This window comes from Clostridium sp. AM34-9AC (assembly GCF_003480225.1).
Classification (GTDB): domain Bacteria; phylum Bacillota; class Clostridia; order Lachnospirales; family Lachnospiraceae; genus Acetatifactor; species Acetatifactor acetigignens.
In genome coordinates this window covers 196,793-209,838 of record NZ_QUIU01000002.1, presented here as the reverse complement: position 1 = coordinate 209,838, position 13,046 = coordinate 196,793, and the positions used below count along the sequence as shown (strand labels likewise).

The 13,046-nt window shown below is 48.7% G+C and carries 11 protein-coding genes; 3 read left to right on the top strand and 8 right to left on the bottom strand.

Going from position 1 to position 13,046, the window contains the following annotated elements:
* Nucleotides 1-746 precede the first annotated feature (746 nt).
* The 3 genes from DW835_RS18295 to DW835_RS02025 all read left to right on the top strand — a co-directional run bounded on the left by DW835_RS18295 (nt 747) and on the right by DW835_RS02025 (nt 3,490).
* Nucleotides 747-1,331, top strand: a complete 585-nt coding sequence (locus tag DW835_RS18295; protein ID WP_227064249.1) for an ECF transporter S component — start codon at nt 747-749, stop codon at nt 1,329-1,331.
* Nucleotides 1,321-2,277, top strand: coding sequence for a bifunctional hydroxymethylpyrimidine kinase/phosphomethylpyrimidine kinase (locus DW835_RS02030; RefSeq protein ID WP_118730589.1), 957 nt, complete (start codon nt 1,321-1,323; stop codon nt 2,275-2,277). The genes DW835_RS18295 and DW835_RS02030 overlap by 11 nt, the downstream gene beginning before the upstream one ends.
* Nucleotides 2,278-2,485: 208 nt before the next feature.
* Nucleotides 2,486-3,490: a PDDEXK nuclease domain-containing protein gene (locus tag DW835_RS02025; RefSeq protein ID WP_118668698.1), complete on the top strand. Its 1,005-nt coding sequence runs from the start codon at nt 2,486-2,488 to the stop codon at nt 3,488-3,490.
* 55 nt (nt 3,491-3,545) lie between these two features.
* Here DW835_RS02025 and DW835_RS02020 read toward each other — a convergent pair whose 3' ends face one another.
* The 8 genes from DW835_RS02020 to DW835_RS01980 all read right to left on the bottom strand — a co-directional run bounded on the left by DW835_RS02020 (nt 3,546) and on the right by DW835_RS01980 (nt 12,976).
* Entirely contained in the window at nt 3,546-4,520 is a 975-nt protein-coding gene (locus tag DW835_RS02020) for a DUF4097 family beta strand repeat-containing protein (RefSeq protein ID WP_118668654.1), read from the bottom strand.
* A complete protein-coding gene (locus DW835_RS02015; protein WP_182430203.1) occupies nt 4,517-5,242 on the bottom strand; it encodes a DUF1700 domain-containing protein in 726 nt (241 codons plus the stop codon). Before DW835_RS02015 ends, DW835_RS02020 begins: the two co-directional genes overlap by 4 nt.
* 28 nt (nt 5,243-5,270) lie before the next feature.
* Nucleotides 5,271-5,606: a PadR family transcriptional regulator gene (locus tag DW835_RS02010; protein WP_117464831.1), complete on the bottom strand. Its 336-nt coding sequence runs from the start codon at nt 5,604-5,606 to the stop codon at nt 5,271-5,273.
* 189 nt (nt 5,607-5,795) lie between these two features.
* Nucleotides 5,796-7,109, bottom strand: a complete 1,314-nt coding sequence (locus DW835_RS02005) for an alpha-amylase family glycosyl hydrolase (protein ID WP_118730613.1) — start codon at nt 7,107-7,109, stop codon at nt 5,796-5,798.
* A 223-nt stretch (nt 7,110-7,332) separates the two neighbouring features.
* A complete protein-coding gene (locus tag DW835_RS18290; RefSeq protein ID WP_243037000.1) occupies nt 7,333-9,954 on the bottom strand; it encodes an ATP-dependent DNA helicase in 2,622 nt (873 codons plus the stop codon).
* Nucleotides 9,955-10,221: 267 nt separating this feature from the next.
* A complete protein-coding gene (locus DW835_RS01990; RefSeq protein WP_022312539.1) occupies nt 10,222-10,446 on the bottom strand; it encodes an HPr family phosphocarrier protein in 225 nt (74 codons plus the stop codon).
* Between the two features lie 268 nt (nt 10,447-10,714).
* Nucleotides 10,715-11,482, bottom strand: coding sequence for a TIGR03915 family putative DNA repair protein (locus tag DW835_RS01985; RefSeq protein WP_118730586.1), 768 nt, complete (start codon nt 11,480-11,482; stop codon nt 10,715-10,717).
* Nucleotides 11,483-11,650: 168 nt separating this feature from the next.
* Entirely contained in the window at nt 11,651-12,976 is a 1,326-nt protein-coding gene (locus tag DW835_RS01980) for a putative DNA modification/repair radical SAM protein (RefSeq protein WP_347559346.1), read from the bottom strand.
* Between the last annotated feature and the right edge of the window lie 70 nt (nt 12,977-13,046).

Here is a 13,046-nt window from a genome sequence, read left to right as displayed (position 1 = left end):
GATAACTCGTGAGAACTTACGCCCGGAATATCCGGTCTCGGCTCTCCGGCTTGGAAGCTACCTTCCACATTCCTGTCTTGAAGCAGCCTTCCAGCGCATACATGCAGCCGCTCTCTCTGGTAAGGGGAAATGTGTACTCCTCTTCGTCATTGCCTTTGATCTCATAAAAACTACTAATAAGAAATATAGTACAGGAAGCAATCCTTTGTCAAGAAAATCTTGTTTTCCTGCAGATCGTATTATCAACGTCCAAAACTGGTATGATAAAAAAAACACATTCTGGCTCTTTTAAGCAAGCCACTTTTTCTATACACTGAATCCTAACATATCCCACCGAACAAATGGGAATTATGAAAAAGAAATTAAAAGAGGAGATCATCATTATGGAAAAGAAAAAATCATACGGTGTATTGATTGCGGGAGCCATTCTCCTGATCCTGGGAATCGTCCTGGCAGTCATTACCCACAATAACAGTTATCAGGAATCCGTTGCTTATGGCAGCCAGTTAAGCGATGTCAAGGCACAGCTGGAAGAAGTAGAAGCTTCCATCGAGGCAGTCACCGGCGGCACAACAGACGGTGATCTGGATGCCCTGAATGCGCAGAAGGATGAATTGTCCGCTCAGAAGTCCACTCTGTCCGACCAGAAGCTGTCCGCAGAGCGTCCTTACTCCTACAGCCTGGTTCTGGTATTCTTCGCTATCCTGTTAACTGCCAAGGGATTGTACAATGCCATCGCAGGCGTAATTCCCGCACAGAAGGCGGATGTGAAGAAGCTGGCGCAGGCAGGTCTGTTAGCAGCTCTGTGCTATATCGGATTTGCTTTCTTCAAGATCGACATTCCCGTGGGTCCCGAGAAGACCGCATTCCATCTGGGCAATGTATTCTGCGTACTGGCAGCTCTGCTGCTGGGCGGTTACTGGGGCGGACTTGCCGGTGCCATCGGCATGACCATCGCCGATCTGACCACCGCTTATGTAACCAGTGCCCCCAAGACCTTCTTATTAAAATTGTGCATCGGTCTGATCGTAGGACTGGTTGCTCACAAGATCTTCCATCTGAGCAAAGAGCATTCCGTAAAATATGTGACCGGCGTAACGATTCTTGCTTCTGCCTGCGGTATGGCATTTAACGTGGTAGCGGATCCACTGGTTGGTTACTTCTATAAAATGTATCTGCTGGGTGTGCCTCAGGATATTTCCAAGGCTCTTGCCAAGATCAGCACCGTAACTACCGGTGTCAACGCCATCGTTGCTGTGATCTGTGCTTCCGTATTCTATCTGGCACTTCGTCCGGCACTGAAGAAAGCAGGATTATTCCATGACATCTAATTTCGATACTTCTGATAGAAATGCACAAAAAGGCGGGGATTTCGTTCCCCGCCTTGCTATGATCAACGATATTGCCGGTTTCGGACGCTGCTCCACCACCGTGTCCCTGCCCGTGATCAGCGTAATGAAGGTACAGGTATGCCCTGTGCCTACTTCTGTTTTATCGAACCATTTAGGATTTCCTCTCTGCCATTTTGATGACTATACCTCTCATATGCGAGATTATATAAAAGTGTGGGGCGAACTGGGACTTACCTTCGATGGGTTATACTGTGGATTCTTAGGAAATGAAGAGCAGATCGACATTGTACGGGAATTCGTGGAAATGTTCCGGCCGCCCCTGTTTTTGCTGGATCCGGTCATGGGAGACCACGGCAGAGCCTACTCCTCCATTACAGAGACCCATGTTCAGAAGATGAAGGAGCTGCTGCCTCTGGCGGATATTATCACGCCGAATATCACGGAGTCCTGCCTGCTGACCGGGACTCCCTGGAAGGATGGGGAATGGACGCTGCAGGAGCTGTCCGGATTATGTGAACGGCTGGCTGACATTTGTCAAACAGCTTCCATTACATCCGACGAAGCCTCCACGGGCACTACTGCCAGTGGTTCTGACGGGGGGTCCGTTGGCGCTGTCTCCAATGGCTCCGCCGGTGCATCCATCGTCATCACCGGGATCCGTCAGGGCGATTCTCTGGTAAATTTCCTGTGGGATGACGGTGTCTATACCACCGTTGCCACCCCCATCGCCGGAGCCTCCCGCCCCGGCACCGGAGACATCTTCGCCTCCATCCTCGCTGCCGATGCCGTCCGCGGGGAGACACTACTAACCTCCGTGCAGAAGGCTGCGAACTTCGTAGGACTGTGCATCGCCGGAAGCGAAAAGGCAGGAACGCCCGTGCAGGAGGGCGTGGTGTTTGAGAAGTATCTGGCGGCGCTGTTGTAAGAATATTAAAGCTCAATGATTTAGTTGACTTTTCATTTCATCTCTTTTATATTTTATATAGAAAAGGAATTGTGGTTGTTCTCAAGAATGAGATCCCGTATAGCAAATGCTTAAACGGTGTGCTGCGATTCTTTTTTTATATTATACTGGCTATCCTCCATCTGGAAAGGGGGCATTAAAATTGAGTAATTTGACACATACTGATTCTATGATGAATGAAATCAGAGAATTGTTATTAAATGCACGTCAGCGCGTGGCGGTACAGGTAAATACGGAATTGCTGTCTACCTACTGGAATGTAGGAAAGATCATTGTTGAGTATGAGCAGGAAAGCAAAGATCGGGCAGATTACGGAAAGCAGACCTTAAAGGAACTTTCTAAAGGATTGACAAAAGAATTTGGAAAGGGATTTTCTGTTTCCAATCTATACAATATGCGCCTGTTCTATATGCACCATCAAAAATTCCAGACAGTGTCTGGAAAATTGTCGTGGTCGCATTATTGTGAGCTGTTGACGATTTCGGATCCAGACAAACGCAGTTTTTATGAAAAGGAAACCATCAACTCCGGGTGGTCGATCCGAGAATTAAAGCGGCAGATTTCCACTTCTCTCTATGAACGATTATTACTGTCAGAAGGAAAGACAAACAAGGAAACGGTACTTGCCCTCGCGGAAAAAGGTATTGAAATGACTACGCCAAGCGACATTATCAAAGACCCCTATGTGTTTGAATTTTTGGGTGTGCCGGAAAACAAGCCCCTGCTGGAAAGTGATCTTGAAAAAGCACTGGTCGCGCAGATTGAAAAATTCCTGTTGGAATTAGGTCGCGGTTTTATGTTTGTAGGGACACAGCAGCGCATTACCCTGAACAATACCCACTACTATGTGGATATGGTTTTCTATAATAAAATTCTCCGGGCGTATGTGCTGATTGAATTAAAGACCACCAAGCTCACGCCGGAAGCCGCCGGACAGCTTAATATGTATCTGAACTACTACGCCGCAGAAGTAAATGATGAACATGATAATCCACCCATCGGTATTATCCTTTGTACAGACAAAGACAGTGTAGCTGCTGAATATGCTCTCGGAGGTCTGTCCAACAACATCTTTGCTTCACGCTATGTTTCTTATATTCCAAATAAGGAGCAGCTCATCGCACAGGTAGAAGCTGTTTTGAAGGAATGGCACAAACCGGAAAAAGAATTCTAACATTACCGCCTGAGGGAATCACAACTCCACTCAGGCGGTAATACCAAGAAATATTTTATTTAAACTCCACCACAACGCTGCCCATAGCACATTCCAGCTCCATATTTTTAGAAGCGTTGTTGCTGATCTGTTTCTCCTGTGCCAGGCCGTTGTAACTGTCATCACCGACTTTCAGTTCACCCATGCCGCAGCTTAAGTCGTAGTCGAAATCTGTCTGCGTTCCTGCCAGTGTCAGCTTCAGCTCTCCCATGGAGCACTCTCCGTCCAAGCGTTCGGTCACATCTCCGGTCAGCCGGACAGAACCCATTCCTACGGACACCTCTGCCACGCGGCTGCTCAGTTCTTCTACTGTCATCTGACCGGCACCACAGTCTAACTCTGCCTGATCAGCATCCAGTTTTTCAAACGTCATCTTGCCGGCACCCACATTGGCTTCCAGCGCCCTCGTCTGCAATTCCTCTACACTGAGACTTCCGGCGCCCAGATCCAAAGAGGTATTTTCAAAATGATATCCCTCAGGCACATACAGGCAGATGGAACCGACCAGATTGCCTTCACTGTTGCTGCTTACTTTTGAGGTTCCGCGGATCTCCATCGTACCGCCTTCCACATATCCTTGGAACTTTCGCATTCCATCGGCTTCTACCCGGAAGCAGTTATCCTCTGACACCTGAATCTTCATGACACAGCCACCGGCCTGCACCTGTAGATCCGTGATGCCCTGACTGTCATCCCCCAGAACATACAGCTCTATCTTTCCCGACCTAACTTCATAATCTGAGTCATAATCCACATTGTCCTCCAGATCATAGTGCACATCGCCCATATTTTCCCGGATCTGCTCCGTCACACCGTTGCTCCAGTCATCCACCTCTTCTCCGGAGATTCTTCCCAGGGTAACCGCTGACAGGATCTCCCCCGGCGAAACATGCGTGGAGCCATTCCCCAGGCTTCCGCTCACTCCCAGGATCAGTCCCAATAATATAAATAGCAACGCTGTGATGGCACAGCCCTTCATAAATTTTTTCATGCTTCTTTTTTACCTCTTTTCTGGAATAATCCTCCGATCCAACAACAGATCGCCGGTGTGGCGATTCCCGCCATGGCCACGGTCAGCATCAGGAACAGAAGTCCGACACCTCCGCAGATCAGTCCGGCACCGATCAGGCACATTCCCACAAAGGGATGTGTAAACATACTGATGATCCCTACTGCCACCAGTGCGATCAGAAGCAGTATCAGTGCTGCTGCCGTTGCCCCGAAACCGATGATCAGTCCGAACCATGTGGCGATCAGCCCTGCCGCCACGCCGATACCGGCGGAAGCTGCTCCCAGGATCACCGGGGATGCCAAAATACACAAAATGACGATCAGCACGATCATACCGGTGGACATTCCTTCTTTTTTCCGAGAGGACACTGCTCCAGCTGCCTGTGCTTCATTTTCCTGCCCAAAGCCTGCCTCTCCGGCACCGCTCTCCGCGCCGGAATCCGCCGGATAAGTGATCACCGCACGGTTGTCCGCATTGATCTTCTGGTAAATATTCTCTCCATAACCGTTCCCGAAAATGTCCTTTTTGATGTTTTCCGCCACCTTGGCAGGATTTCCCAAAGCCTCAATAACGTTCTGTTCATTTTCCGGACCCGCATCATTAAAATATTCATTATAGTATTGTAATGCTTCCTCCCGCTCTGTAGCGGAAATATTCTGCAACAGACTTTCCAGCTGCCTCATAAACTCCGTTCTATTCATTCTACTATGTTCTCCCATCTGCGCCTGTTTACGCCTCTGACCTGTCACTTAGTTTTCCTTCAAACAATCCCGTGATCTTATCGCTGTAGCTGCGCCACTCACTTTCATATAAATGAAGCTGCGCCCAGCCTCTGCTGGTGACTTTGTAATAACGCCTCGTTCTGCCACTGCATTCCCGGTCATAGACTTCCAGACATTCGTCCTTCTGTAATCGCCGAAGCACGGGATACAGGGTGGATTCCGACAATTCGATCACCTGCCGGACCTCCTGAGTGATCTTGTACCCATAGGTTCCTTCCGGTTCCCGGGCGACCACCGCCAGCACGATAGCATCCAGCAGAGCTGCTCCTGTATTAAAAAGCATCCTATCGCTCCTCTCTGAAATTTGCGGCTATCCGGCTTATCTTACAATATTATATGCCGTATAGTATTGCTCTGTGGCTATACTATACGGCATATAATATCATGCGTCAATATAGAGAAACCGTAAGAAATTCTAAAGACTTTCCAAAGATTCCACAATGGCTTTGCCATCATAACCGGGGATGCTCTGTTAGTTTTCCATCAGCCAGAAATATGCACTGTACGCCGGCAGAAGACTGCCGCCGCCAAAGTCATGTTTCTCTCCGGTGATCAGATCCACCGCCGTGCCGCAACCGGCATCAAAATGCGCCATGAAATCCGCTCCATCCGCATTGATAGCCACCATGACTCTCTCATGCTCCGACTTTCTTTCGAAAATGCACTGCTTATTGGTCAGCAGTACCGAACGGAAGGCACCGTAATTCAGTGCCTCGGAATGCTTCTTGGCCTCTGCCAGTCTGCTGATCCAGTCACACAGGCCGTTCCACTCCGGCTTGTCAAAGCAGGGACGCAGAGCAGGATCGCCGTCTTCCTTGCGGGCCTTGAATCCCCATTCACTTCCGTAATAGACACAGGGAATGCCGGGCATGCCGAATGCCATGGCATAAATCAGCGGCAGATGATTCTCGTTGTTCAAAATACTTGCCACACGGGTCACATCGTGGTTGTCCACAAAGGACAGCAGATGCTTGCCCTTATACAGGGTCCAGTTCTCCGGTCCGAACTGACGTAACAGGGAATGTACGATCTCGAACATATTCATACTGTTGAAACTGCTGTAAAGTCCCTTGTAGCACTCGTAGTTCGTTGCGGAATGCAGCATCTGATCGTTCATCAGACGGTTGTAGTCTCCGTGAAGCATCTCTCCCAATAAGAAGAAATCCTGTTTGTAAGCGCTGGTTACTTCCCGCAGTCTTCTGACGAAATTTTCATCCAGACTGTAAGCCACATCCAGTCGCAGACCGTCAATACCGAATTCATCGATCCATCCCTTGACACTGTCCAGCAGATAGTTCACCACATCGGGATTCTGCAGGTTCAGCTTCACCAGATCAAAGCAGCCTTCCCAGCCCTCATACCAGAGTCCGTCGTTGTAATTGGAATTGCCACCGAAGTCGATCCGGTAGAACCAGTTCACATACGGTGAATTCTCCCGGTTGCGGATCACATCCTGGAACTGGGCAAAGCCTCTGCCCACATGATTGAACACACCGTCTAACACAACCCGGATTCCTGCCGCATGCAATGCATCACATACTTCCTTAAAATCTCCATTGGTTCCCAGTCTTACATCAATTTTGCGGTAATCCCTGGTATTGTAACCATGAGTATCCGATTCGAATACCGGGGAGAAATATACCGCGTTCACTCCCAGCTTCTGCATATGGGGGATCCAGTCCTCCACACGTTTGATCTCATGTCTCTGTACTCCGTCATTTTCAAAAGGAACTCCGCAGAATCCCATGGGATAGATCTGATAAAAAACACTTTCATAAGCCCACATATTAGTCACCATACCTTTCATTGACTGATCCAGTACCGTTTTGTTTTTTTATCCACAACGGTTCTTTTGCTATTATACACCATTTTTGAACCGTCTGTCGTTTTTTCTGTGTAAAACCCCGAATAATCCACAAAATCCACAGACTTATCCACATATACACATGTGTCATATGTGGTTATGTGGATTGTCATATCGGATATCAACTCGTGTATCACATTGAAAATCATCCCTTTTGCCACAACCAGGCATCCCAGAAGCGCTCCACCTTTTTGGCTACCGTATCCACGGTCACAGGCTGCACCTGTTCCCACTCTCTGGGGAATAATCTCCGGTAGGAATACTGCTGAAACCGATCATCCAGCAGAACAATGATACCCACATCCTCCGCCGTCCGGATCACGCGGCCTGCCGCCTGCAATACTTTATTCATTCCCGGATAGCGGTAGGAATAATCGAAGCCGTTCTCTCCGTCCTCATCAAAATAGCCCTTGAGGATCTCCCGCTCACAGCCTACCTGGGGCAGTCCGGTTCCTACTACAATGACTCCGATCAGACTGTCCTTCTTCAGATCGATGCCCTCTCCGAAGATTCCCCCCAGCACGCAGAAGCCGATCAGCGTCTGCTCCTCTTCCTCCTCGATCTCCATACCGATGAGACTTTGCAGGTCACATTCCTCATTGCCCCGGAAGCGATTCAGGAAGTATTCACGCTCTTCCTCATTCATGGATTCCTGTTGGACGAGACATTCTTCTTCCTCTGTCATAAAATACTGTTCATAGATCTCGTAAATATGATTCATAAAGGAATAGGACGGGAAAAATATCATGTAATTGCCGTGCCGGTTCTTCACCACTTCGTGAATGTAACGGGCAATATTGTAGTATTCTTCCTGGGATCTTCTGCTGAACTTGCTGGTCACATCCCCGGCGATCAGTATGGTACGCTTCTCGGGATCAAACACCGAGTGGGCATACACCTCGTAATCCTCCTTCTCACCGCCCAGCAGGTTCTTGTAATACTGGATGGGCAGGAAGGTAGCGGAAAAAAGGATCGTACTGCGTCCTCTGATCATGCATTCCTTCAGGTTTTCTCTGGGATTCACGCAGAACAGCTTCAGTTCAAAGCTGCCATCCTCACACAATCTGGTATATTTCACATAGTTTTCATCTTGTCTCTCGTAAATATCCAGAAAATGACTGAGCTTGAAATAGAAGTCCAGCAGATTCTCCCGTACTTCCAGGCTGACCTTCTCCTGCTCCTCCAGATAATCACTGATCACAGCGTGCAGTCTGGTCAAGGGCTGCACCAGCATGTCAATATCATCCACCAGCCGGTACCCGTCACAGTCCCGCTTCATGGACAGCAGCTGTGCGTTGCATTTCTCCAGCAGCTGGCTGATCCGTTCCGCATAGCCTTCCCGCACAAAGGTACTCTTTCCGTCAGACTTTTTCCCTTTGTGTCCCCTTACATAGAGGGAATCGGTACCGTCTGTTTCCTCCAGGGTAATCTCCTGTGGCAATTGTTTTGACATACCTGTCATTTCTAATGTCATCTGCCCGGAAATCCCGTCTTTATCACGCTTTTTCTGGGCTGCTTCTTCCATTTCCGACGTGATTGTCTGTTTGATCTCCTGCTTGAGTTCCAACAGATCTTCCTTCCGTAGCGGTGCACTGTACATCTCCCGGCCCCGCTCTAAGAGGTTATGTGCCTCATCGATCAGAAATACATAATTACCCTGACTGCCATCTCCAAAGAAACGTTTCAGATACACATGGGGATCAAAGAGGTAATTGTAGTCTCCGATGATGCCGTCAGCGAACAGGCTCAGATCCAGTCCGAATTCAAAAGGGCATACCCGATATTTCAGGGCATATTCTTCTATTTTGCTTCTTGTAAAGCTCTCTTCGTGGGTCAGAAGATCATAGATAGCCTCATTGACACGGTCAAAATGCCCCTTTGCATAAGGGCACTGCTCCGGATTGCACTCCGTATGACCCTGAAAACAGATCTTCTCCTTGGCTGTCAGGATAATGCTCTTAAAGCGCAGTCCCTTCTGCCTGAGCAAAGAAAAGGTGTCCTCCGCCACCGTCCGGGTGATGGTCTTGGCGGTGAGATAGAACAGCTTGTCTCCCATATCCTTTCCCATGGCCTTTACCGTGGGAAAGATCGTGGATATGGTCTTACCGACTCCCGTAGGAGCTTCAATAAATAATTTTCTCTTATGATAAATGGTCTGGTACACATAGCTGACCAGCTCTTTCTGTCCATCCCGATAGTCGAAGGGAAACTGCAGCTCAGCAATGGACTGCTGCCGCAATTCTCTCCACTGCCAGGTATAGTCCGCCCATTTGCGGTAATCACTGATCAGCTGCTGGAACCAGGCTTCCAGTCTGACGAATTCATAATCTTCATAAAAATAGCGGATATCTTCCGTCTCTATATTGCAATAGGTCAGCCGCACCCGGATATAGGGCAGCTCCTTTTGCAGGCTGTACATATAGGCGTAGCATTTCGCCTGGGCAATATGTAAAGGCAAGGGTGCCTTCAGCTTCGACAGATCTCTATAGGTTCCCTTGATCTCATCGATGGTGGTCTCTCCATTCTGCTCGATGATGCCGTCGGCCCGCCCTTCCACGATGATGACATAGTCCTCCGTGGGATGGGTGTATTTTAATGCCACTTCTGCCTGATACTCCGCACCCATACGGCGCTGGATCATACGGTGGATCCGGCTGCCCTCCTGCATGGCATTCTCCGGGGATCCCTGCCTCCTGTCGTCGATGTCGCCACTGCGCAGGATGAACTCTACAAGATTACGTACCGATATTCTGACTTCTCCTGCCATGTGACTTCACCTCCCTCAAACAAGTCCCTACGATACCCAGATGCCTACGGCTTGTTCCGTGCTGCGCACTCTCACAAGCCTCCCCACTATTCGCATATCGTGGGGGCGGGGCTAAAGGTCTTTCATCCACTTATGAGCAAGCTCAAGTGGATTTAGACCTTTGTCCCCTGGCATCATATAATAAAACTACCCAGGTAAATAGTACTCTATCTTACCTGGGTAGTCAAATGACATTCTGTTGTTGAGAAATACTGACCTGTCAGTGCATTAACATGCAATCGCACACTGCTTCAGCATCTCTTCGAATTTATCATTGTAGCCGTCATAGGACACGGTCAACGGCTTCGTGAAATCCAATCCGTACACTCCAAGGAATGATTTGGCATCGATTACGTATCTGTTATAGCATATATCAATATCAAAATCACACTTTGAAGCTACATCAACAAAATGTTTCACGTCTTCAGGTGTCAAACGGATCGTCTTTAACATTTCTTGTTCCTTCCTTTCAATAGTAAGTTCGATCGTAAATAAAATAATACACCGGGTACTTTCCCCTCACATCTGAAATCATTACTATTATAGCCAACCATCCCCAAATGTAAAGCGGTTTTTTTCTTCCAGAAAACGCACATTTTGGGCATTTTTACCACTCTGTTATCATTTTCACAATATATGTTCGCCGTATGGAAAACCTTTTCGGCGTTTTGTATATTTGTTGCGTTACCGCGGTAAAATATAAATCCCAATTTGGCGAAATCTACCGAAATTCCACCATATATTCTTGGAACCTCAGCGGAAGCATATTTCGTTGCAGATCCCTGTTTTCACGTTCTTTTATGGCTATTGTATGACAGAAGGAACGGAAAAGTTCCCGGTAATGCAGCTCCGCCGTGGACAGCTTCTCCGTCTCAGACTGTACTCTCTCCCATGCATCCTTCCCTTGCAGCGTATACCAGGGCTTTCCCGCCGGATGTATTCCGAACAGATACCGGCCTGCATCGAACACCAGAAAGTCTTCCATGGGAAAGCGGTCTGCAAAATGCACCATCAGAAAGGTCAGAATATTATTCTTCGGCGCGATCTTCGAATAGAGGATTGTATTCTCCAATTCTTCAAACCGCGTAAATCCTTTCAGATGGTGATACTCATTCCCGGCGCCTCTGGCCAGGCTGAAGGTCTGGTTTACATACGTGTCTGCCATGGCATCCAGCAGATGTCCCGGCGGACACTTCTCGGAAAGCCCCTTTGCAATGGTACGGTATACCGCCTGGGCCTTTTCCGGCTTCGGGGATGAAAGAGCCAGACACAGGCTCTCATAATCTTCCTCCCCAAATCTGCGTTTCAATGTCCGGATCACCTTCACCGTCTTCTCCGGATCCGGCACCACCTCCACAGACTCAGAGAACAACAGATTCTCCTCGATGGTCGTGACCATGGTGTCCCGAGCGGGAGAATGATCTTCATAAGTATTATAAATGGCAGTGAATATCCCTTCTAACGAATCCTCGCAATGATATATTTTCATATAATAAGTTTCACCTCCCGCTGTTTCTGTTCTCTTCCCCTTCTGCCGCTGTCAACCTATCATTTTGCATTGCCTTGCTTCTGCAAATGGCCGTCATCTACCGGTACAGGACCTTACGTTTACCTGCCAATGCAGGCAGTCAGGAAATGCTTCCCTGTACGCTGTTCGCTACAGTTCTCCCACTGCTGCAGGCAGCACTTCCTCCTGCCGTACCCCGTTCGGGAACATCCCATCATCAAACAAGGTCATCTGCCGGTAACTCATGCCATCGCTGCCGAACCGGATCCGTTCCTTCGGATCCGTCAGATTCCGCACGATATAGTCCTCCTCCAGCTTCGTGGGATACATCATCCTGCCACCACAGGTAATAAAATAAACAGCCCGTTTCATCACCACGCCCAGCTTCTTCAGATCCTGAAACGTAAGCTTTGTGCTCCTCCTGGCACTAAGGATCCGTCTGGCGCTTTTCACGCCGATCCCCGGCACCCGAAGCAGATCTGCATAAGGTGCCCGGTTGATCTCCACCGGGAAACATTCCAGATGCCGCACCGCCCAGTCCTCCTTGGGATCCAGCATCACATTAAAAAACGGTCTTTTCTCGTCCAACAGTTCCTCCGCCTTAAACCCATAAAACCGCAGCAGCCAGTCTGCCTGATACAGACGATGCTCCCGCAGAAGCGGCGGCCCCCCGGGAAGCGCCGGCAGGCTCTTATCCTCATTGACCTTTACAAAAGCGGAATAGAACACACGCTTTAACTCAAACTTCTGATACAGATTCTCTGCTACATTTAAAATCTGATAATCCGTCTCCGGGGTTGCCCCTATGATCATCTGGGTAGACTGCCCGCCACTCACGAAAACAGGGCTCTTGCGGTACAGGATCAGTTCCTCCTTATTCGCATGAATTCCATTCTGGATCTGCCGCATGGGCGTCAGAATATTTTTCCGGTGCTTGTTCGGTGCCAGTGTCCGCAGCCCCTCCGCCGTGGGCAGCTCCAGGTTCACGCTCATACGGTCTGCCAGATACCCCATCCGCTCCACCAGCTCGGGATCCGCTCCCGGAATCGCTTTTACATGGACATAGCCGCTAAAATGGTATTGATTCCGTAGCAGCCATATGGTCCGATACAACAATTCCATGGTAAAAGTAGGATCCTGTATGATACCGGAGCTTAAAAACAGTCCCTCGATATAATTACGCCGGTAAAACTCCATAGTCAGTGTACAGATCTCCTCAGGGGTAAAGGTGGCTCTGGGAACATCATTGGACTTTCGATTCAGACAATATTTACAGTCGAAGATACATTCATTGGTCATCAGAATCTTCAACAAAGAAATGCATCTGCCATCCGAAGAAAAGCTGTGACAGATCCCGGCCTTCGTGCAGTTCCCCATGTGCTTCCCGTCGCCCTTACGTTCCACCCCACTGGAAGTACAGGCCACATCATATTTGGCTGCATCGGTCAGGATCTCCAGCTTCTGCATGATGGACAATTCCCCGTTTTGTATAAGATATTCCACATTATCACCGCCTTTTACCGAAAATTTACAGAATCAGAACGTT